Origin of the sequence: Xanthomonas sp. NCPPB 1067, from assembly GCF_020783795.1 — a bacterium.
Classification (GTDB): domain Bacteria; phylum Pseudomonadota; class Gammaproteobacteria; order Xanthomonadales; family Xanthomonadaceae; genus Xanthomonas; species Xanthomonas melonis.
On record NZ_JAJGQG010000003.1, the window covers coordinates 113,652 to 133,163 of the forward strand.

Consider the following 19,512-nt stretch of genomic DNA (forward strand, 5'->3'; position numbering starts at 1 on the left):
ATCGCTGTGAATCACTTCAGCTTGGGAATATCCGGACCGAAAACAAGCTCGGTGCCGTCCTGCAGGCCGAGCCTGGCCGCCTGCCCGGCATTGAGTTCCAGCACATAGCGGGCCGGAGCCTTGCTGGGGTAGGGCGGGCAGGCATCGCCGGCCGAACACGGCGGCACGTCGCGCTGCTGCGACACCAGCCGGCGCTGGTCGTCGAAATACAGGATGTCCAGGGCGATCTTGGTGTTCTTCATCCAGTACGCCAGCGGCTCCTGACGGTCGTGAATGAACAGCATGCCGCGATCGTCGTCCATGGCATCGCGGAACATCAGGCCCTGGATACGCTCGGCGTCGTTCTGCGCCACCTCGACCTGGTAGCGCGTGCCGGCCAGCTCCACCCATGGTCCGCTGCTGGCGCAGCCCCCTAGCAGGATCAGGCAGGCGAGGGCGAAGAGGCGGACAGGGCGCATGCGACAGACCGGCGAAGCGGGGGATCGCGCACCATCTGCCATGCACCGGCGCGCGTCAAGCCGCCGGTGCGTCGTCGCAGCGGCCCAGGCGTGGTTGCGTGGCCTGCAGGCATGCGTGTCCGGACCGATGCAACGCGCTGCATGCATTGCGCTTGCAGCGCGTTGCTCCAAAGCGGACACAGGCCGCCGCGGATCGACCTGGCCGCGAGCGCGGCCGGGTGGGCGCCGAAGCGCCGGCCGCGTAGGCGCTGTGCTTATCGGCGCGCGCGGACCGCCGGCGCTCCATGTCGCCGACGCGTCACAGCACGCGCGGCGGTTGCCCACCGACGATCACCACATCGGCCGGGCGGCGGGCGAACAGGCCCACGCAGACCACGCCGGGAATCTGGTTCAGGCTGCGCTCCAGCGCCACCGGGTCGGCGATGTGCAGGTTGTGCACGTCCAGCACCACGTTGCCGTTGTCGGTGACCACGCCGTCGCGCCACACCGGCTGGCCGCCGGTCGAGGCCAGGATCTGCCGGGCCACCAGGCTGCGTGCCATCGGAATCACTTCCACCGGCAGCGGGAACTTGCCCAGCACCGGCACCTGCTTGCTCGGGTCGACGATGCAGATGAAGCGCTCGCTGGCCTCGGCAATGATCTTCTCGCGCGTCAGCGCCGCGCCGCCGCCCTTGATCAGGCAGCGGTTGGGGTCGCACTCGTCGGCTCCGTCCACATACAGCGACAGGTTGCCGGTGTGATTGAGGTCCAGCACCTCGATGCCGTGCTGTCGCAATCGCGCGGTGCTTTGCTCGGAGCTGGACACTGCGCCCTTGATGCGGTGGCCGATCCGGCCCAGCGCATCGATGAAGTAGGCCACCGTCGAACCGGTCCCCACGCCGACGATCATGCCGTCTTCCACGTAATCGATCGCCTTTTCGGCGGCCAGGCGTTTTGCTTCGGACATTGTTGAGGCTCGGGATTAGTGATTGGGGATTTGGGATTCGTCGGAGCGGCGCACGTCGGGCTGCGGGGATTGAGCGAATCCCCAATCCCGAATCACGGCGATTCCATCGCCAGCAACAATTTCCACTGCGCAGCGGTCACCGGCAGGATCGACAGCCGATTTCCGCGCGCGATCAGCGGGAAACCCTCGCCCAGCGCGTCGGCGTGCTGCTTGATCTCGTCCAGTGCGATCGTCCGTCCGAGCTTGCGCTCGAACGCCACGTCCACCAGCACCCAGCGCGGATCTTCGCGCGTGGATTTCGGGTCGTGATAGTCGGATGCCGGATCGAACTGGGTGTCGTCCGGGTACGCCGTGCTGGCCACCTTGGCGATGCCGACGATACCGGGCACCTTGCAGTTGGAGTGATAGAACAGCACCCCGTCGCCGACCCGCATGCCATCGCGCATGAAATTGCGCGCCTGGTAGTTGCGCACCCCGTTCCAGGGTTCGGTGCCGACGCGTGCCAGATCGTCGATGGAAAAGGTGTCCGGCTCGGACTTCATCAACCAGTAGCGCTTGCGTGCAGTCATACGGAAACGGCGTCGTCTTTCAGGAAGGTGGCGTGTTCGGTACAGATGGCGTCCACCGCCACGTCCCAGGGTTCGGTCGGCAGGGCGGGCACCTGTTGCGCGGCGAAGCCGGCACCCACCAGCCAGGGCGGCGGCGCCTGGCGATGCCGGAACGCGAAGCTGCGATCATACCAGCCGCCTCCCATGCCCAGCCGGCGGCAGGCTGCGTCGAAGCCGGTGAGCGGGGCGACCACCAGGGCCATCTCCTCCGGCGCCAGGGTGGCGGCGCGCTCCACGTCCGGTTCGGGAATGCCGTAACGATTGCTGATCAGTGCCTGGCCGGGCCGCCATGGCGCAAAGCGCAACACGCGCCCGTCCAGCACGGGCAGGCAATAGCGCACCCCGGCCGGCAAACCGAGTTGCCAGCGGTGCAGCGCGATTTCGCCATCCATCGCCCAATACCCTGCCACCGCGCCGGTCTGCGGTGCGAACGGCAGTGTCAGCAGGCGCGTTGCCAGGGAGTCGGCCGCTGCCAGGCGTTGCGCTGCCGGCAGCGCGCGGCGCTCGGCGCGCAGCCGTTGACGCAACGCATTTCTGTCCTCGGTCATCGTGCTCTCGGGGCGACGGGGTGTGGGCATTGTCGTCGCCGCGTGGACGCGTGCCTAGCATCGTGTCGACCGCAGTGCGATGCGTCGTGGCGCTGTGCGCGATGGCATGCGGTGGCGCCGGCATATGCGCGCACGCGCGCGCGTCGGGTTGCAGTCGCCGGCCTTGCCTGCATCATCGGCCAGCACCGATGCGGCGGGTTCGCCGACAACGGCGCAAAAAGAAACGACGCCCGGAGGCGTCGTTTCAGATTTGCATTCTCCGCCGTGACGATGCGGCGAAACGACCTTGAACCCGGGGTTCAAGTGGGGACGTTGTGAGGCCATCGGGCTTCCCGCTACAAGGCGGACTTGCACACCCGGCTTCGTCGCGCCCCCGTGGTCGTCATTAAGGGACAAGGCGAATGTTTTGCACGCTGTCGTTTACAGCAGAGAACGCAGGTGAAGTATAGACCTCTGTGGCGCGATGGCTAGCCCATTCGTCGGCGCACACGCTCGAAAGTTCATCTTTGCGACGGCAATGCGACGCAGGCCTCAACGCGGTGTGTCGGCCAGGCCATCCAGGCGGCGATTCAAGGAGCTCAGCGTTTCGGCCAGCTCCCGATCGTAAAGTGCCTGCTGCTCGCGCAGCTGCTGCAGTTCGTGCGCCAGATTGAGCGCGGCCAGTACGGCGACCCGATCGACGGCGGCCATGCGGTTGCTGCCGCGGATCTCGCGCATGCGCAGATCCAGCAGGCGGGCCGCGGCAGTGAGGCTCTCGCGCTCTTCCGCGGTCACGCCCACCGTGTATTCACGATCCAGAATACGCACGCTCACCGGTTCGTTGCTGCTCACGTGTGCTGCTCCAGCGACTTCAGGCGCACGATCATCGCTTCCACGCGCGAGCGCGCCTGCTCGTTCTTGCTCAGCAATTGCGAACGCTCGCCGATCAGCTGTTCCTGCTGATGGCGCAGGCTGCGGTTCTCGTCGGTCAACCGTTGAGTACGCTCGACCAGCGCCTCCACGCGGGCGGCAAGTGCGCGAATCTGGGCGAGGGCGGCGGCGTTGTCCATGCGCGCACGATAGGCGCGCGCGCGCAGAGCGGTCAAGCGGCGGCCTGGGCATCTTCTGCCTCCTGCCGGGCCAGCCAGGCCAAGGCCTGGAGCCGTATCCTGCAGGGCGCACGGGTTGCGTGGAACGCTGCATGGAACGCCGAGGTGGCGGGCGGCGCAGGCTGCCTTGGTACACTGGCGAGTCCGATCGCCCGCCATGCGCGGGCACCTGCCGCTCTTAGCCTGGATGACCCGATGGATCTGCCTGACGTGACCGCTGTGCAAACCGAAAGCCGGCAGCTTGCGCTGGCGTCCTCAGCGGCGGAGTTGCATGGTGGATTGTGCGGCTGGCTGTCTGGCGGTGGCGCCGACAGCGCCGACTGGCTGGCGCGCATCCTGGCCGATTCGGCACAGGGAGCGCCCGCGCAGGGCGGCGCGCTGGATCGGTTGCGGCAGGCTACGGTGATGCAGCTGGAGGATCGCGACTTCGCCTTCGAACTGCTGCTGGTCGAGGACGGCGCCCCGCTGTCGGCGCGCACCGATGCCTTGTTCGATTGGTGCCGTGCGTTCCTGGGCGGGTTCGGCCTGGCCGCACAGCAGCGGCCGGCGCTGAGCGAAGAAGGCGAAGAAGCGCTGCAGGATCTGGCACGGCTGGCACAGGCGTCCAGCGAGGACTTCGATGCCGGCGAGGAAGACGATACCGCGCTGGCCGAGATCGAGGAGTTCGTGCGCGTGGCGGTGCTGTTGCTGCATGGCGACTGCGTGATGGGGCCGCGTTTCCGTCAACGCCTGAACTGATCTGCGCACCGACATGAAAAAGCTTACCGGGATCGGCGCGGCCGAATACGCGCGCCGGCGCAGGCAGCTGATGCAGATGGCCGGCGAGCACGCCATCCTGATCCTGCCCGCCGCGCCCGAGCGCGTGCGGAGTCACGACACGCACTACCCCTACCGTCAGGATTCGGACTTTTGGTATCTGAGCGGGTTTCCTGAGCCGGAAGCGGTGCTGGTACTGGTGCCGGGCCGCAAGCATGGCGAGGCGATCCTGTTCTGCCGCGAGCGCGATGCCGAGCGCGAAGCCTGGGACGGCCCGCGCGAGGGCCAGGAAGGCGCGGTGGCACGTTATGGCATGGACGATGCCTATCCCATCGACGATGTGGACGACATCCTGCCGGGTCTGCTCGAAGGCCGCAGCCGCGTGTACTACCACTTCGGTCGTGACGTCGATTTCGACCTCAAGCTGATCGGTTGGCTCAAACGCGTGCGGGAGCAGGTACGCCACGGCGCGCAGCCGCCGCACGAATTCCTCGAGCTTGGCCATTTGCTGCACGAGCAGCGCCTTTTCAAGTCGCGCGACGAGATCGCGCTGATGCAACAGGCCGCCGATATCAGCGTGCGTGCGCACCGCGCAGCGATGCGTCTGGCGCGCCCGGGCGTGCACGAGTACGAACTGCAGGCGGAGGTCGAACGCGAGTTCCGCGCTGCCGACGCATGGCCGGCATACGGCAGCATCGTCGGTACCGGCAGCAATGCCTGTGTGTTGCATTACCGCGCCAACAACGCGCGCAGCCGCGACGGCGAGCTGGTGCTGATCGACGCCGGCGCCGAATACCGCGGCTACGCAGCCGACATCACCCGCACGTTTCCGGTCAACGGCCGTTTCACCCCCGCGCAGCGCGCGCTGCACGATCTGGTCGGCGCCGCGCAGGCGGCCGCGCTGGCCCAGGCGCGCCCCGGTCTGGCGTACGAAGCCGGGCATTTGGCTGCAGTGCAGACCCTGACCGAGGGACTGCTGCGGCTGGGGCTGCTCAAGGGCAAGCTGGAACGCAATATCGCCGAAGGCCATTACAAGCGGTTCTATCGGCACAAGACTGGCCATTGGCTTGGGCTGGACGTGCACGATGTCGGCGATTACAAACTGGCCGGCGAGTCGCGCCTGCTCGAACCTGGCATGGTGTTCACCATCGAGCCGGGGCTTTACGTGTCTGCCGACGACACCTCGGTGGATGCCAGGTGGCGCGGCATCGGCATCCGCACTGAAGACAACGTGCTGATCACCGCCGAGGGTCATCGCGTACTGACCGATGCGCTGGCACGCAGCGCCGACGAGATCGAGGCAGAGATGGCGGGTTCCACCGTGTCGCTGTGACCGGTCCATCGCCAGCGCCCTCGCGTCAAAGCGCTACGCCGAGAACGCTGCAAGCCTGGCGCGGCCGTGGCGCGCGCAGTGGTGATGGATGCGTGGCAAGCGCTTTTGGAAAATCCCGTGCGAGGCATGCCGGACCGGAGCGCTCCGGTGCGCGTCCTGACGGCGCATCCTGCGCCCGACGCTGCGGTTCGCGGGCATGCTGCCGGTTCACAGCTGGGTCCGGCGGCCACCACTGAAGACGGGTGCGCGCCGGCGGCGCGCGTCAGGAGCGTGCCTGATCGTACGTCGTCCCGGCTGTTTTACTGTCCCAGCTGCGGTGTCTGGGTACGCTCGGGCTGCTGCACCTGCTCGCCTGGCGCAGCGATCTGCCGCGCACGCTCGAACGATTGCTCTTCCGGCGTACCCAGCGCTTGCGCGGTCTTCATGTGCGCGCGTAGATGCGCCGGGTTGGCCGGGTCGCCCTGCACCACGAATACGTTCTCGCCGCTGTGCACGCCGGTGCCGTTGGCCTCGCTCATCAGCACGTGATCCACGCGCGACAGGCCGTTCTCCTTGGCCAACGGCAGCAGTGCCGCGGTGAGCCGCGCGCTGGTCTGGTCGGGGGTGCGCCCGTGCGTGGCGTCGATTGCGTGGACACCGCGTTCGATCTGTTGGTACATCGGATGGTCCGGGTGCGAGGCCTGGCGTGGGTCGTTCATGGGAATCCTCCGTGCTGCGCAGGGGCGGTCATGCGGCCGCAAACACCGGGCGCGTCAGGTTTTCCGGTGCGTCGTCGGTACACACCACTTCGTCTTCGATACGGATGCCGCCATAGGGTTTGAAGTGTTCCATGCGCTGCCAGTCGATGCTGGCGGCATGGCCGTTCTTCTTCACCTGCTCCAGCAGCATGTCGATGAAGTACACGCCCGGCTCGATGGTCACCACCATGCCCGGCTCCAGGACGCGGGTCAGGCGCAGATACGGGTGACCATCCGGACGCTCGATGCGGCCGCCGCGGTCGCTGGCGGCAAAGCCCGCCACATCGTGCACCTGCAGGCCGATCAGATGCCCCAGACCGTGCGGGAAGAAGGCGGCGCTGACGCCGGTGGCCAGTGCGGCCTCGGGCGAGGCGGTGAGGATGCCGAAGTCCTTGAGGATGCCCATCAGCGCCAGGTGCGCATCCACATGCAGCTGTTTGTAGTCCACGCCGGCACGCACGCCCTGGCCCATGCGGACCTGCGCGGCATCCACCGCCTGGATCAGCGCCTGGAACTCGCTGCCGGTGTCGGCGGCGTAGGTGCGGGTGATGTCGCTGGCATAGCCATAGGCGGAGGCGCCGGCATCGATGAGGAAGCTGCGCAGCGGCTGCGGCGGTTGCTGGCTCAGCTCGGTGTAGTGCAGCACCGCGCCGTGCTCGTTGAGCGCGACGATGTTGCCGTAGGGCAGGTCGTTGGCGTCCTGGCCTACCGCGGCGCAGTACGCCATGTGGATGCCGAATTCGCTCTGGCCGGCGCGAAACGCGGCTTCGGCAGCCCGATGGCCGCGGACGGCCAGTTGCTGGGCAATGCGCATCAGCGCCAGTTCGTACGGCGTCTTGAAGGCGCGCTGATACTCCAGGTAGTCGAGTACCGGCGGCGGGTTGTTCGGCACGTACGCGCCCAGCGCACTGTGCGCTTCGCCCAGGATGGCGCAGCGTTCGCTGCGCGCGGGCAGCAGCTTCAGCGCCTCGTCGGGCGTGCGGACGATGTGGATGTCGCAGTGTTCCACCCACCAGCCGCTCGGCGCATCGGGCACCACGTGCCAGTAATCGAACGGTTGATGGAAGATCACCGTCGGGCGCTGGCCCGGCGTGTAGACCAGCCAGCTGTCGGGCACGCGCGTCAGCGGCACCCAGGCCTTGAATTGCGGGTTCACCGCGTACGGGTAATCGCGGTCGTCGAACGCCTGGTAATGCAGGCTGCCGCTGGGCACCACCAGATGGTCGAAGCCGCCGCGTTGCAGCGCCTGGTCGGCGCGCGCGGCGAGCGTGCGCAAATGGTCGGAATACAGGTGGCTCAGGGACGGCTGGGGCATGCGGGGCTCGATCGGCGATGCGAAGGCAAGACACGATTTTGCCGCAAACCCGGTGAAGCGGTCAGCCGACCATGTGTTCTTCGGCGATCCAGGCGCGCAGGCGCAGGCGATGCGGCTCGGACATGCTCAGGAAGCGGAAGCCGGCCCAGGTCTGCCCGGGCGCATGTGCCGCGTCGGACCACAGCAGGTGCACGCCCGCATCGATCTCGGTGGCGCGACCCAGGCGTTCGGGCAGGCTGAAGCGCACCTGGTACAAAGCGTCGTCGTGCAGCGGAACCGAGGCCAACAGCAGCATGCCGGTTTCGGACACATTGCCGACGCGGCCGATCTGCGCTTCGCTGAGCATGTCGATGACCGGCACCAGATCGCTGGGCTGGCGGCGCGGAGCGCGGCGGGTGTCGTGGATCATGGGCTGGTCTCTGCGGGGGATTGGCCGGCCAGGCTGCGCAGTGTGCGCACGGTGGCATGCCAGGCGCGATCGATCAGTCGTGCCTTGTCTTCCACCAGCAGCCGCGCCTGGCCGTTGGCCATCAGCCGTGCCAGGCCGTCGAGCGAGTGCTCGCCCACCTTCTGCCCGCGCTGGTTGACGAACAAGGCGTGGCCGGTCATCGGGCTATACCAGGATAGCCGCTGCCGTCGCAGATCGCCCTGCTGGTTGATGGTGAATTCGAACCAGGTACCGAAGGGCAGGCTGCGTAGCTGCGCGTAGCAGGCCTCTTCGGCCGGGGTACGCGGGGCCGTTGCCGGCTTGCGCGCTTCGCCCTCGCCCTGGTCGCCCAGTCGCGCACGCGCCTTGAGCCTGGCGGTGAGCTCGGTGCGCGAGGTGAGTTCGTCTTCGCCGCCTGGCGTGGCCAGGCGGCGCGCGATCGCAGCCGCTTCTTCGGGGTGGTAGCCCACCTGCAGCAGCGCGTTCTCCACTTCGGTGCCGAGCGCGGTGTCCGGGGGGGCGCCCTTGCTGCGGCAGGTGACTTCGGCCATGCGCGCAGTCAAGGCCTGGCGCTCGTCCCATTCCGGCGACTGCTCGCCCTGGCGCAGTAGGGTGAGCGTGAGCACGTCGGACCAGGCCTGGCGCAGCAGCGACTGCACGAACCGCGGTGGCGCGCTGTGTTCGCACACGTCCTCGATGCGCGCCTGGGCCTGCTGCTTGGCCGCTTCCAGCCGTTCCTTGCCGCGTGCGGCATCCACATGCCGGCGCTCGGCGACCTCGGCCTTGCGGCTGAGCGCACGCAAGTGCGCCTGGATATCGTCGTTCGCCGCGGCAAATACCGCCTCATCGCCCTGGTAGTTGTCGACCACGCTGTCGACTGCGCTGCCCAGCTTGTGCAGCAACTGCGGGTCGATCTCGTCTTCGCCCAGCCATACCGCGCCGGACTCGGCGACGGTGTTGAGCAGTTCGCGCAGCGGATGCTGGTCGCGTACGAAAAAATGCGGGTCGGCCAGCGCTGCGCGCACGGCCGGCACCTGCAGTTTGGCGAGCAGTGCCTGCGCAGGCGTGTGTGTGCGCACTTCGCGCTGCATCTGCGCGTAGAGCAATCCGAGCAGGTCGAAGGTGTCGTTGTCCTGCGGCGACAGTGCCGCGCCCGGGCCGTGCTGGGCGCGCAGCACTTGCAGCACCTGGTGTTGCAGCGCGTCGATGCCGTTGGTGTGCGCGGCCGCATCCGGCTGTGCGCGGAGGTTGACTTGCAGGCTGGCCAGCGCCTCGGCGAGCGCGGCCCTGGGCACGGCGACCGCTGTTGCCGTGGGGGCGCTGGCAGGTTTCGCCGCGGCGGCCTGTCGCAGGCTGCCCGGCATGCCGTCTTGCGAGGCATGCGCGCCGCTGGATGCCTGCGCCTGGCGGGCCGACGCCATCAGGCCAGCCAGCGCGTGCTTGGCCTGGCCGAGGGCCGGGTCGGTCTGCATGCCTGCCGCAGCGCCAAGCGATGCCGCGGGCGCGTTCAGCGGATCGAGCAAGGCGCTTTGCCAGGCGGTCGGGGCGGCCGATCCGCTCCAGCCGGTGGCTGGCCGCGCCGCGCGCTGCGCTCCGCCGCGAACATCGCCTGCGCCGGCGTCCTTGGGCGCGCCTGCAACCGCTGGCGCCGCACGTCGCGTCTGCACCTGGGTGGGTTTCACCAGATATGGGTGATAGACCAACCCCGGCAGAATGCCTTCCTGTTCCAACGTGCCATTGGCGCGTTCGAACAGATCGCCCAGCCGGTCCATCACCTGACGCTCGAACACCTTGTACAGTGTGAGCTGCCCGTCCTGGTTGAGCCCAAGCGTCTGTCCGCATTCGCGCAGGATCCGACACAGCGTGTAGGGGCCGAGCGGCAAGGCTTCCAGTTCGAATTCGGGTACCGCGCCGATCACGGCCAGCCGCTGCGACAGCAATTGCAGCGCAGCGGCGCGGCGCGAGGTTTCGCGTCTGGCGATCTCGCTGAGCACGATGTCGCGATCGATATCGGTGTCTTCCACCAGCGTGAGCATTTGCGGGTGCGCCGATGCCTCCGGCGGCGGCATCAGCGCAGGGCGGGTGTGCAGGTTGGCCAGGTCCTGCGCCAGCGCCTGCAGAAAGCGCTGCGGAAAGCCATCGATCTGATCGCGCAGCCCGCGCGTCTGCGCATAGGTGTCGGCCTGGATCTGGCTGTTGCGCGCATGCTCGGCCTGATGCAGCAGATCGCGTTCCAGCTCGACGATGGTCAGCCGCAGCGGACCAGCGAGCGCCTGCACGCAGTGCGCGTGCAGCATGCCGAGCAGGCGCCGGCCGCGCGCGGACACCGGCGCTTCGGCGATCGGGCCGGGGAGTGTGGGCGGCAGGGAAGAGGCGGGCGTGGGCATCCGGGAGCGGCGGACTCGGTTCGAAGCGTGAGCTATGTAGCATGTTTTTCCGCTGCCCAGCGAACCGGTGTGCGCATGGCTGCATGCCGGCTTCGGCGGGCCGGCGATTCTTCGCGCATGCGCATGTCCCGGCCCGCGGGCTGGGCGGTTCCCCAACCTGTCGCACGGCGATCAGGCGCGCGCGGCAGGGGCGCCCCGGGCTGGTGATGGACGTGGAGTACGCGTCGGCCGCGCCGTGCATGCGGGAGGCATCTGGCCGGTGACCGATCGCACGCAGGCTTGAAGATGGCGGTGGGCATGGGCGGCTGGCTGATCCGCTGCGCCGCTCAGTCCAGGAACAGTTCCACCACATCGTTGGTGAAGCGGCGGCCCAACTCGGTGGGCATCAGGCGGCCGTCCTGTTCGATCAGCCAGCCTTGCGCGAACGCGCGTGCCAGCGGCGCGGCGATGGCCGAGGCCGGCAGCCCGGTGCAGGCTTCGAAGTCGCCCAGCCGAAAGCCCTCGTGCAGCCGCAACAGGTTGAGCATGTATTCGAACGGCAGCCGTTCGCGCGTGATGACGTCGTCGCCGCCGATCGACGCCGCCGTGCCGGCACTGGCCAGATAGCTTTGCGGATGCTTGTGCTTCCAGCGCCGCATGACCTGCTGCTGCGCGCCGGCGCTGATCTTGCCGTGCGCACCGGCGCCGATGCCCAGGTAATCGCCGAAGCGCCAGTAATTGAGGTTGTGCGCGCACTGCCGGCCCGGCCTGGCATAGGCGCTGACTTCGTACTGCGCATAACCGGCGTCGGCGAGCAGGCGCTGGCAATGCTCCTGGATATCCCAGGCCGTATCGTCGTCGGGGATGCCCTGGGGCGGCCGCGCGAAGAACACCGTGTTCGGTTCCAGCGTCAGCTGGTAGTGCGACAGGTGCGCGGGCTGCAGCGCGAAGGCGCGTTCCAGATCGTGCTCGGCCTGCTGCAGGGTCTGCTCGGGCAGCGCATACATCAGGTCGATATTGACATTGTCATAGCCGGCATCCTGCGCCAGCTTGATCGCGCGTTCGGCCTCGGCGCTGTCGTGGATGCGGCCGAGCCGTTGCAGCGCCACATCGTCGAAGCTCTGCACGCCAAAGCTCAGCCGGTTCACGCCGGCCGCACGGTAATGCTCGAAGCGGCCGTGCTCGGCGGTCCCCGGGTTGGTTTCCAGGGTGATCTCGAGATTCGGCGCAAAGCGCAGCCGCGCCGCGGCCGCCTGCAGGAAGCGGTCGATCGCTGCAGGCGGAAACAGACTGGGCGTGCCGCCGCCGAAGAACACCGAATGCACCACCCGGCCCCATACCAGCGGCAGATCCGCATCCAGGTCGCGGATCAATGCATCCACGTAATCGTCGAACGGCAACGCGCCCTTGGCCGCGTGCGAATTGAAGTCGCAGTACGGGCATTTGCGCACGCACCAGGGCAGGTGCACGTAGAGCGAAAGCGGGGGCGGGATCAGGTCGGGCATTGCATGACGCGTCGTTCAAAGCGCCAGCGCACGCAGCTTGTGCTGCAGCGTGGCCAGCGCCACTGCGCGATGGCTCAAGCGGTTCTTCAGCTCGCTGTCCATCTGTGCGGCAGTCAGGCCATGCGCCGGATCCAGGAACACCGGGTTGTAGCCGAAGCCACCGTCGCCGCGCGGTTCGGTGGTGATCACGCCTTCCCAGCTGCCTTCGGCGATCAGCGGTTGCGGATCTTCCGGGTGGCGCAGCAGCACGATCACCGCATAGAAGCGCGCGCTGCGGCGCTCGGCGGGGATCCCGCGCATGGCATCGAGCAATTTTGCGTTGTTGGCCTGCGCGTTGGTGGGGATGCCGGCATAGCGCGCGCTGTACAGGCCGGGCGCACCGCCCAGCGCATCGACGATCAGGCCCGAGTCGTCGGCCAGTGCCGGCAGGCCGGTCACCGCGCTGGCGTGGCGGGCCTTGATCAGGGCGTTCTCGACGAAGGTCAGGCCGGTCTCGGGCACCTCGTCCACGCCCAGCTCGCCCTGCGCCACGATCTGCAGCGGCAGGTCGGCGAGCATGGCGCGCAGTTCTTCCAGCTTGCCGGCGTTGCCGCTGGCCAATACCAGTTGTTTCATCGTTTGGGCTCCAGCAGATCCCACCGGGTGCCGTACAGATCGGCGAACACGGCGACCGTTCCGTACGGCTCCTGGCGTGGGGTTTCCAGGAATTGCACACCGTACGCCTGCATCGCCGCATGGTCGCGCCAGAAGTCGTCGGTGTAGAGGAAGTGATCCACCCGCCCGCCGGTCTGGTCGCCGATACGCGCCTGTTGCGCGGCATCGGATGGCTGCGCGAGCAGCAGGGCGGCATCGTCCGCGCTGCCCGGGCCGATCACCACCCAACGCTTGCCATCGCCCAGCGCTCGATCCTCGAGCACGCGAAAACCCAGCGCGCCGCCATACCAGGCGATGGCCGCGTCGTAATCGGCGACCAGCAGCGTGGTCATGGCGATGCGCCGCTTCATGCGGCCAGTGCGGCGCGTTGCAGCGCCAGCAGCTCGCTCACGCCTTTTTCGGCCAGCGACAGCAGCGCATCGAGTTCCTCGCGGCGGAAGGCGTGGCCTTCGGCGGTGCCCTGCAGCTCGATGAAGCCACCGCCATCGTTCATCACCACGTTCATGTCGGTATCGCAGTCGCTGTCTTCGGGGTAATCCAGATCCAGCACCGGCTCGCCGCGGTAGATGCCGACCGATACCGCCGCCACCGCACCGATCACCGGGTGTTTCTTGATGTCGCCGCGCTTGAGCAGCAGGTTCACCGCGTCCGCCAGCGCCACGTACGCGCCGGTGATGGCAGCGGTGCGGGTGCCGCCGTCGGCCTGCAGCACGTCGCAGTCCAGGGTGATGGTGCGCTCGCCCAGGGCATTGCGGTCCACGCAGGCGCGCAGCGCACGGCCGATCAGACGCTGGATTTCCAGGGTGCGGCCGCCCTGCTTGCCGCGCGCGGCTTCGCGGTCGGAGCGGGTATGGGTGGAGCGCGGCAGCATGCCGTATTCGGCGGTGATCCAGCCTTCGCCCTTGCCGCGCAGGAAGTTCGGCACGCGGTTCTCCACGCTGGCGGTGCACAGCACGCGGGTGTCGCCGAAGCTCACCAGCACCGAGCCTTCGGCATGGCGGGTGAAAGCGCGTTCGATGCGCACCGGGCGCAGCTGATCGGCCATGCGGCCGCTGGGACGGGAAAAGGTCATGCGATGGATCCGGAAGTCGGGAGGTGGGTCTGTCGGCGCGTGGCGGGCGGTCAGCCAGCGCGGCCCGCTAGAGTACCATTCGCGCTTTGATGGAACGGGACTGACGATGATCCGAAGCATGACCGCATTCGCCGGCGGCGAACGCATCACGCCCTGGGGGACGCTGGGCTGCGAGCTGCGCTCGGTCAACCACCGGTTTCTGGAGGTCGGCACCCGCCTGCCGGAGGAGTTGCGTGCGCTGGAGCCGTTGCTGCGCGAACGCGTGGCGGCGAAGAACAGCCGCGGCAAGCTGGACCTGACGCTGCGCCTGCGCGCGCCGGAGCATGCGCAGAGCCTGGCGGTGAACGAAGCGCTGCTGCAGGAGCTCGGTGCGCTCGCCACGCGGCTGGATGCGAGCTTTCCCAGGTTGCAGGTAGGCTTCACCGAGCTGCTGCAACTGCCCGGCGTGCTGCAGGTGCAGGACGTGGATGGGCCGGCCCTGCAGGCGCAGGCGCTGGCGTTGCTGGACGAGGTGGTGGACAGCTTCGTGGACGCACGCGAGCGCGAGGGCGCCAAGCTGGCCGAGGCGATCGGCGAGCGGGTGGACGCGATCGAACGCATCGCCGCGCAGGTGCGCACGCTGATTCCGGTCATCCGCGAAGGTCAGCGTGCCAAGCTGGCCGCCCGCCTGGCCGATCTGCCGCATCCGGTGGACCCGGGCCGCGCCGAGCAGGAACTGGTGTTGTGGCTGCAGAAACTCGATGTGGACGAGGAACTGGACCGGCTGTCCAGCCACATCGGCGAGATCCGCCGCGTGCTCAGGCAGCGCGAACCGGTGGGTCGGCGCCTGGATTTCCTGCTGCAGGAATTCAACCGCGAGGCCAACACGCTCGGCTCCAAGTCGGTGGACAGCCGCACCTCCAACGCCGCGGTGGACCTGAAGGTGCTGATCGACCAGATCCGCGAGCAGGTGCAGAACATCGAGTAGCCGGGATTGGGGATTCGGGATTCGGGATTCGGGCAGGGGCAACTGCACGCCCGGATGTCTGCGGACTGCAGCCAATCCCGGTAGCATGTCGACCCCGGTGGTACCGGTCCGCAGTCCGTTTGCGAATCCCGACTCCCCAATTCCGAATCCCTGACCCTATGCGCGGCACTCTCTATATCGTTGCGGCCCCCTCGGGCGCCGGCAAGAGCAGCATCGTCAACGCCACCCTGGCACGCGACCCGAAGATCGCCCTGTCGATCTCGTTCACTTCGCGCGCGCCGCGGCCGGGCGAGCGGCATGCCGAGCACTACCATTTCGTCTCTGCCGGCGAGTTCCAGGGCATGATCGAGGCGGGCGACTTCTTCGAATACGCTCTGGTGCACGGCGACTGGAAGGGCACCGCGCGGCAGTCGGTGGAGCCGCAACTGGCCGCCGGCCACGACGTGCTGCTGGAGATCGACTGGCAGGGTGCGCGCCAGGTGCGTCAGAAGGTGCCCGATGCGGTGAGCGTGTTCATCCTGCCGCCGTCGCGCCAGGCGCTGGACGAGCGCATGCGCAAGCGCGGGCAGGACAGCGAGGACGTGATGGCGCAGCGCCTGGCCGCCGCGCGCGAGGAAATGCTGCACTTCGAAGAGTTCGACTACGTCATCATCAACGAGACCTTCGACATCGCGGTGGCGGAGATGTGCGCCATCTTCACCGCCAGCCGCTTGCGCCGGCAGGCGCAGCAGCAGCGGCATGCGGGGCTGATCCAGGCGCTGCTGGAGTAACCAGCGCGGCCTCCGGCGCGCAGATCGTCCTTCACGGACCGGTGTATCGGCCACCGCGGCGAGCGGCATGCGCCCTGCGTCGAGTGGGATCGGAAGGCCGCCAGGCGCGACGCTGGGGCCGCGTTCTGCGCAGCAGGACCGTGATTCGGGGCGGCGACGCTGGTTCAAGTCGCTGATTCCAAAGGAAACTGAACGGCCGCCGGTTGCCCGGTCCGCAGGGCGGGCGTACACTCCGCCCCCTTTCCCTCATTCGATGCGCGGCCGCTACCGGTCGCCGGGAGCCCGCATGGCCCGCATTACCGTAGAAGATTGCCTGGAAGTCGTGAACAACCGTTTCGAGCTGGTCATGATGGCCTCCAAGCGCGCCCGTCAGCTCGCCAACGGCGTGCAGCCGCTGATCGAGAACGCCGACGCCAGCGACAAGCCCACCGTGATGGCGCTGCGCGAGATCGCCGCCCGCCGGATCGACAACGCGCTGATCGATGAAGTCGAGAAGGCCGAACGCGAGCGCGCCGAGCGCGAAGCGCTGGAATGGGCCGCCGCCGAAGTGGTCGCCGACGAAGACATGTCCAAGAACGACGACTGATCCATCGCAGCGCGTTAGGTCCGGACAGCCCGCCTCGCCGCGGGCTGTTTTCGTTTGGGACCGTTGCACTGCGCCGGGCTGTGCAAACGTTTGCCGTCATTGCGCCGCTGGCATAGTCTTCCGCCATGAACCCAGGCCCTACTGCCCAGGCGAGCGCGGCGATGTCCCCGTCCTCCGACCCGGCGATTCCCGACTACGTCCTGCACTTCGAGCGCGCTGCCAGCTACCTGCCCAAGGAGCAGCTGCCGATCCTGCGCCGTGCCTGGGAAGTCGGTGCCACGGCACATGCCGGCCAGACCCGCAAATCCGGCGAGCCCTACATCACCCACCCGGTGGCCGTGGCCGGCGTGCTGGCCGAGCTGGGCCTGGACATGGAATCGCTGATCGCCGCGATCCTGCACGACACCATCGAAGACACCCCGCTGACGCGCGAAGAGCTGGCCTCCGAATTCGGCGAAGCGGTGGCCGAGCTGGTCGATGGCGTCACCAAGCTGGACAAGCTCAAGTTCCGCGACCGCCAGGAAGCGGCGGCCGAAAGCTTCCGCAAGATGCTGCTGGCGATGTCGCGCGACCTGCGCGTGATCATGATCAAGCTGGCCGACCGCCTGCACAACATGCGGACCCTGGGCGCGCAGAGCACCGAGGCGCGCGGCCGCATCGCGCGCGAGACGCTGGAGATCTACGCGCCCATCGCCCAGCGCCTGGGCATGAGCCTGATCAAGTCCGAGCTGCAGAACCTGGGCTTTCGCGCGCTGTATCCGTGGCGCCACGCCATCATCGAAAAGCACATCCGCAGCCAGCCGGTGGTGCGGCGCGAATCGATGGCGCAGGTGGAAGTGCAGTTGAGCCAGCGGCTGGCCAAGGAAGGGCTGGAGCACCGCCTGGTCAGCCGTATCAAGACGCCGTGGAGCATTTATTCGAAGATGCACGACGAGAACAAGTCCTTCGACCAGGTGATGGACGTGTTCGGCTTCCGGCTGGTGGTGCGCACGGTGGCCGATTGCTACCACGCGCTGGGCGCGGTGCATGCCACCTTCAAGCCGCTGGACGGGCGCTTCCGCGATTTCATCGCGATCCCGAAGGCCAACGGTTACCAGTCGCTGCACACGGTGTTGTTCGGGCCGTACGGCTCGCCGATCGAAGTGCAGATCCGCACCGAGGAGATGGATCTGATCGCCGAACGCGGCGTGGCGGCGCACTGGACCTACAAGGTCGGTTCGGCCGCACCCAACAGCGCGCAGAGCCGCGCGCACGACTGGATCGTGGAGCTGATCGATTCGCAGCGTGCGGCCGGCTCGTCGCTGGAGTTCCTGGACAATGTCAAGGTCGACCTGTTCCCGGACGAGGTCTATCTGTTCACGCCCAAGGGCAAGATCCTGGCATTGCCCCGCAATTCCACCGCGCTGGATTTCGCCTATGCGGTGCACACCGACGTGGGCAACCGCGCGGTGGCCTCGCGGGTGGACAAGAAGCTGGTGCCGCTGCGCACCAAGCTGGTCAGCGGGCAGGCGGTGGAGATCATCACTGCGCGCTCGGCCACGCCCAAGCCGCAATGGCTGGAGTTCGTGGTCAGCAGCAAGGCGCGTACCGCGATCCGCCATCAGCTCAAGCAGCTCGAACACGAAGATGCGGTGCAGCTGGGCCACCGCATGCTCGACCGCGCGCTGGAAGCGATGGACTCCTCGCTGGAGCGGCTGCCCAAGGGACGCCTGGACGCCTTCCTCACCGAACATCGCTACCCGCGGCTGGAAGCGCTGCTGGCCGACGTGGCGCTGGGCAACTGGATGCCGACCCAGGCCGCGCAGGCGCTGATGGCCTACGCCGAACTGCGCGGTGGCGGGCATTCCAAGCATTCGCACGAAAAGATCCTGATCGACGGCAGCGAGCGTGGCGTGATCAGCTTCGCCAATTGCTGCCAACCGATCCCCGGCGACGAAATCATGGGCTACCACACCGCCGGCAAGGGCATCGTGGTGCACCGGCTGGATTGCCCGAACCTGGCCGAGCTGCGCAAATCGCCCGAGCGTTGGGTACCGATCGACTGGGACTCCAACGTCAGCGGCGACTACGACACCGCGCTGATCGTCGAAGTGGAAAACCGCACCGGCGTGCTGGCGCAGCTGGCCGCGGCGATCGCGCAGAGCCAGTCCAACATCGAACGGGTGGACTACCTGGACCGCGACTTCAATGCCGCCGTGCTGCGCTTCAACATCCAGGTGCGCGACCGCCGCCACCTGGCCGAAGTGATGCGCCGGCTGCGGCGTCTGCATGTGGTGCAGAGCGTGGGGCGGCAGTAGCGGATCCGCTCGTCCTGATCGTCCCCTGCGGATCGATGATGCGGTAGTGCGTAGCGCCCGCAGCGTCCGTAGCGCCCGCAGAAACACGCCCGCTGTGTCCTTGGTCGCGTCTGCAGGGCAAACAGGAGAAAGAGGTCGGGCGCTCCCGCGTAAGGCTGGCGAACGCTGGCCTTTGCCGTCGGCGCAACGGTCGTGCCGATGCGCTCAGGCGATCAATCGGCGCAACGCCGGATTGTCGTTGTCCTGCTTCCACACCAGATGCAATTCCACCGGTGTGGCCGGTGCCTCGCCGCGCAGCGGCAGGTAGACGATGCCGGCGTAACGCAGGCCGCTCGCGCCTTCGGGTACCAGTGCCATGCCCATGCCGCCGCGCACCAGGGCCAGCACCGAGTGGATCTGGCTGACGTACTGCACCGAGCGCGGTGCGATGCCGTGTGCACCGAACAGTTGCGCCAGCAGATCGTAGAAGTAGCGCGCCTCGTCCGGGGCGTAGTTGACCAGCGGCTGCCCGTCGAAATCCTGCAGGCGCAGGCTGTCGCGCTGCGCCAGGGGAGCGTCTTCGGGCAGGGCGGCGATCAGGGGTTCGCGTGCGACGCAGCGGCTGTGCAGGCCCTGGCGCTGGATCGGCGGGCGCAGCAGGCCGATGTCCAGCCGCCCGGCATCCAGCGCATCCAGCTGGGCCAGGCTGACCATCTCCTTGAGTTGCAGGTCCACATCCGGCGCGTCGCTGCGCCAGCGCGCGATGGCCTCGGGCAGGAAGCGATAGCTGGCGCCGGCGGTGAACCCCACCGACACGCTGCCGGCATCGCCGGTGCCGATCCGGCGCGCGCGCAGGCCGGCGTTCTCGGCCATGCGCAGGATCGCGCGCGCCTCGGCCAGCAGGCTGCGCCCGGCCTGGGTCAGCCGCACGTGGCGACTGTTGCGCTCCAGCAAGGCGGTACCCACGCTGTGCTCCAGCAATTGGATCTGTCGGCTGAGCGGCGGCTGGGTCATGTTCAGACGCTCGGCTGCACGCCGGAAGTGCAGCTCGTCGGCAACGGCGACGAAGCAGCGCAACTGGGGCAGATCGAACATGGCAG

At 67.9% G+C, this 19,512-nt stretch carries 21 protein-coding genes and 1 other RNA gene; 6 read left to right on the forward strand and 16 right to left on the reverse strand.

The genetic code is table 11. From position 1 onward, the window contains the following. Nucleotides 1-11: 11 nt before the first annotated feature. From LL962_RS03730 to LL962_RS03760, 7 genes are all read right to left on the reverse strand, one after another. On the reverse strand, nt 12-458 hold the full coding sequence (locus tag LL962_RS03730; protein ID WP_228315952.1) for a DUF192 domain-containing protein: 447 nt from the start codon (nt 456-458) through the stop codon (nt 12-14). A gap of 298 nt (nt 459-756) precedes the next feature. Beyond that, nucleotides 757-1,404 carry a ribose-5-phosphate isomerase RpiA gene (gene rpiA / locus LL962_RS03735; protein ID WP_228315953.1) on the reverse strand — a complete coding sequence of 216 codons (648 nt, stop codon included), beginning with the start codon at nt 1,402-1,404 and terminating at the stop codon, nt 757-759. A gap of 92 nt (nt 1,405-1,496) precedes the next feature. Then, a complete protein-coding gene (locus LL962_RS03740) occupies nt 1,497-1,973 on the reverse strand; it encodes an EVE domain-containing protein (protein WP_228315954.1) in 477 nt (158 codons plus the stop codon). Beyond that, nucleotides 1,970-2,560 carry a 5-formyltetrahydrofolate cyclo-ligase gene (locus LL962_RS03745; RefSeq protein WP_228315955.1) on the reverse strand — a complete coding sequence of 197 codons (591 nt, stop codon included), beginning with the start codon at nt 2,558-2,560 and terminating at the stop codon, nt 1,970-1,972. The genes LL962_RS03740 and LL962_RS03745 overlap by 4 nt, the downstream gene beginning before the upstream one ends. Nucleotides 2,561-2,812: 252 nt before the next feature. Continuing rightward, nucleotides 2,813-2,995, reverse strand: a non-coding RNA gene (gene ssrS / locus LL962_RS03750) — 6S RNA. A 96-nt stretch (nt 2,996-3,091) separates the two neighbouring features. Beyond that, nucleotides 3,092-3,391 (reverse strand): cell division protein ZapA, encoded by a 300-nt coding sequence (locus LL962_RS03755; RefSeq protein WP_228315956.1) that lies wholly within the window; start codon nt 3,389-3,391, stop codon nt 3,092-3,094. Beyond that, on the reverse strand, nt 3,388-3,609 hold the full coding sequence (locus LL962_RS03760; protein ID WP_104586856.1) for a TIGR02449 family protein: 222 nt from the start codon (nt 3,607-3,609) through the stop codon (nt 3,388-3,390). Before LL962_RS03760 ends, LL962_RS03755 begins: the two co-directional genes overlap by 4 nt. A gap of 234 nt (nt 3,610-3,843) precedes the next feature. Here LL962_RS03760 and LL962_RS03765 point away from each other — a divergent pair, with 234 nt between their 5' ends. Both LL962_RS03765 and LL962_RS03770 read left to right on the forward strand, forming a co-directional pair. Next, nucleotides 3,844-4,386, forward strand: a complete 543-nt coding sequence (locus tag LL962_RS03765; RefSeq protein ID WP_104586754.1) for a YecA/YgfB family protein — start codon at nt 3,844-3,846, stop codon at nt 4,384-4,386. Nucleotides 4,387-4,399: 13 nt separating this feature from the next. Continuing rightward, on the forward strand, nt 4,400-5,737 hold the full coding sequence (locus LL962_RS03770) for an aminopeptidase P N-terminal domain-containing protein (protein WP_228315957.1): 1,338 nt from the start codon (nt 4,400-4,402) through the stop codon (nt 5,735-5,737). A 299-nt stretch (nt 5,738-6,036) separates the two neighbouring features. Here LL962_RS03770 and LL962_RS03775 read toward each other — a convergent pair whose 3' ends face one another. The 8 genes from LL962_RS03775 to rph form a co-directional block, all read right to left on the reverse strand. Further along, complete coding sequence (locus tag LL962_RS03775; protein ID WP_104586752.1) at nt 6,037-6,435, reverse strand: XVIPCD domain-containing protein; 399 nt, start codon at nt 6,433-6,435, stop codon at nt 6,037-6,039. Nucleotides 6,436-6,463: 28 nt separating this feature from the next. After that, nucleotides 6,464-7,789 (reverse strand): Xaa-Pro dipeptidase, encoded by a 1,326-nt coding sequence (pepQ, locus tag LL962_RS03780; RefSeq protein WP_228315958.1) that lies wholly within the window; start codon nt 7,787-7,789, stop codon nt 6,464-6,466. Between the two features lie 61 nt (nt 7,790-7,850). Next, nucleotides 7,851-8,198, reverse strand: a complete 348-nt coding sequence (locus LL962_RS03785; protein WP_104586750.1) for a PilZ domain-containing protein — start codon at nt 8,196-8,198, stop codon at nt 7,851-7,853. Beyond that, entirely contained in the window at nt 8,195-10,603 is a 2,409-nt protein-coding gene (locus LL962_RS03790) for a DUF1631 domain-containing protein (protein WP_228315959.1), read from the reverse strand. Before LL962_RS03790 ends, LL962_RS03785 begins: the two co-directional genes overlap by 4 nt. 326 nt (nt 10,604-10,929) lie before the next feature. Beyond that, a complete protein-coding gene (gene hemW / locus LL962_RS03795; protein ID WP_228315960.1) occupies nt 10,930-12,087 on the reverse strand; it encodes a radical SAM family heme chaperone HemW in 1,158 nt (385 codons plus the stop codon). Nucleotides 12,088-12,102: 15 nt separating this feature from the next. Continuing rightward, the gene (gene rdgB, locus LL962_RS03800; RefSeq protein WP_228315961.1) at nt 12,103-12,702 is read right to left on the reverse strand and encodes an RdgB/HAM1 family non-canonical purine NTP pyrophosphatase; all 600 of its coding nucleotides are present in this window, start codon (nt 12,700-12,702) and stop codon (nt 12,103-12,105) included. Further along, nucleotides 12,699-13,091 (reverse strand): VOC family protein, encoded by a 393-nt coding sequence (locus tag LL962_RS03805; RefSeq protein ID WP_104586746.1) that lies wholly within the window; start codon nt 13,089-13,091, stop codon nt 12,699-12,701. The genes rdgB and LL962_RS03805 overlap by 4 nt, the downstream gene beginning before the upstream one ends. Continuing rightward, on the reverse strand, nt 13,088-13,813 hold the full coding sequence (gene rph / locus LL962_RS03810; RefSeq protein WP_228315962.1) for a ribonuclease PH: 726 nt from the start codon (nt 13,811-13,813) through the stop codon (nt 13,088-13,090). The genes LL962_RS03805 and rph overlap by 4 nt, the downstream gene beginning before the upstream one ends. A 106-nt stretch (nt 13,814-13,919) precedes the next feature. On the opposite strand from rph, the gene LL962_RS03815 reads away from it, so the two are divergent. From LL962_RS03815 to LL962_RS03830, 4 genes are all read left to right on the forward strand, one after another. Further along, nucleotides 13,920-14,780, forward strand: coding sequence for a YicC/YloC family endoribonuclease (locus tag LL962_RS03815; RefSeq protein WP_104586744.1), 861 nt, complete (start codon nt 13,920-13,922; stop codon nt 14,778-14,780). 158 nt (nt 14,781-14,938) lie between these two features. Next, nucleotides 14,939-15,550, forward strand: a complete 612-nt coding sequence (gene gmk / locus LL962_RS03820) for a guanylate kinase (protein ID WP_104586743.1) — start codon at nt 14,939-14,941, stop codon at nt 15,548-15,550. A 286-nt stretch (nt 15,551-15,836) separates the two neighbouring features. Then, complete coding sequence (rpoZ, locus tag LL962_RS03825) at nt 15,837-16,136, forward strand: DNA-directed RNA polymerase subunit omega (RefSeq protein WP_002812428.1); 300 nt, start codon at nt 15,837-15,839, stop codon at nt 16,134-16,136. 125 nt (nt 16,137-16,261) lie between these two features. Beyond that, nucleotides 16,262-18,433, forward strand: coding sequence for a RelA/SpoT family protein (locus LL962_RS03830; RefSeq protein WP_104586742.1), 2,172 nt, complete (start codon nt 16,262-16,264; stop codon nt 18,431-18,433). Between the two features lie 204 nt (nt 18,434-18,637). Here LL962_RS03830 and LL962_RS03835 read toward each other — a convergent pair whose 3' ends face one another. Then, nucleotides 18,638-19,507, reverse strand: a complete 870-nt coding sequence (locus LL962_RS03835) for a LysR family transcriptional regulator (protein WP_228315963.1) — start codon at nt 19,505-19,507, stop codon at nt 18,638-18,640. Nucleotides 19,508-19,512: the final 5 nt, after the last annotated feature.

Coding starts and splice junctions, on each gene's coding strand:
- pepQ (WP_228315958.1), bottom strand. CDS start 7,789: ATGCCCCAGCCGTCCCTGAGCCACCTGTATTCCGACCATTTGCGCACG.
- LL962_RS03770 (WP_228315957.1), top strand. CDS start 4,400: ATGAAAAAGCTTACCGGGATCGGCGCGGCCGAATACGCGCGCCGGCGC.
- LL962_RS03765 (WP_104586754.1), top strand. CDS start 3,844: ATGGATCTGCCTGACGTGACCGCTGTGCAAACCGAAAGCCGGCAGCTT.
- LL962_RS03805 (WP_104586746.1), bottom strand. CDS start 13,091: ATGAAGCGGCGCATCGCCATGACCACGCTGCTGGTCGCCGATTACGAC.
- LL962_RS03745 (WP_228315955.1), bottom strand. CDS start 2,560: ATGACCGAGGACAGAAATGCGTTGCGTCAACGGCTGCGCGCCGAGCGC.
- rpiA (WP_228315953.1), bottom strand. CDS start 1,404: ATGTCCGAAGCAAAACGCCTGGCCGCCGAAAAGGCGATCGATTACGTG.
- hemW (WP_228315960.1), bottom strand. CDS start 12,087: ATGCCCGACCTGATCCCGCCCCCGCTTTCGCTCTACGTGCACCTGCCC.
- LL962_RS03815 (WP_104586744.1), top strand. CDS start 13,920: ATGATCCGAAGCATGACCGCATTCGCCGGCGGCGAACGCATCACGCCC.
- LL962_RS03740 (WP_228315954.1), bottom strand. CDS start 1,973: ATGACTGCACGCAAGCGCTACTGGTTGATGAAGTCCGAGCCGGACACC.
- rpoZ (WP_002812428.1), top strand. CDS start 15,837: ATGGCCCGCATTACCGTAGAAGATTGCCTGGAAGTCGTGAACAACCGT.
- gmk (WP_104586743.1), top strand. CDS start 14,939: ATGCGCGGCACTCTCTATATCGTTGCGGCCCCCTCGGGCGCCGGCAAG.
- LL962_RS03785 (WP_104586750.1), bottom strand. CDS start 8,198: ATGATCCACGACACCCGCCGCGCTCCGCGCCGCCAGCCCAGCGATCTG.
- LL962_RS03775 (WP_104586752.1), bottom strand. CDS start 6,435: ATGAACGACCCACGCCAGGCCTCGCACCCGGACCATCCGATGTACCAA.
- rph (WP_228315962.1), bottom strand. CDS start 13,813: ATGACCTTTTCCCGTCCCAGCGGCCGCATGGCCGATCAGCTGCGCCCG.
- rdgB (WP_228315961.1), bottom strand. CDS start 12,702: ATGAAACAACTGGTATTGGCCAGCGGCAACGCCGGCAAGCTGGAAGAA.
- LL962_RS03835 (WP_228315963.1), bottom strand. CDS start 19,507: ATGTTCGATCTGCCCCAGTTGCGCTGCTTCGTCGCCGTTGCCGACGAG.
- LL962_RS03760 (WP_104586856.1), bottom strand. CDS start 3,609: ATGGACAACGCCGCCGCCCTCGCCCAGATTCGCGCACTTGCCGCCCGC.
- LL962_RS03730 (WP_228315952.1), bottom strand. CDS start 458: ATGCGCCCTGTCCGCCTCTTCGCCCTCGCCTGCCTGATCCTGCTAGGG.
- LL962_RS03790 (WP_228315959.1), bottom strand. CDS start 10,603: ATGCCCACGCCCGCCTCTTCCCTGCCGCCCACACTCCCCGGCCCGATC.
- LL962_RS03830 (WP_104586742.1), top strand. CDS start 16,262: ATGAACCCAGGCCCTACTGCCCAGGCGAGCGCGGCGATGTCCCCGTCC.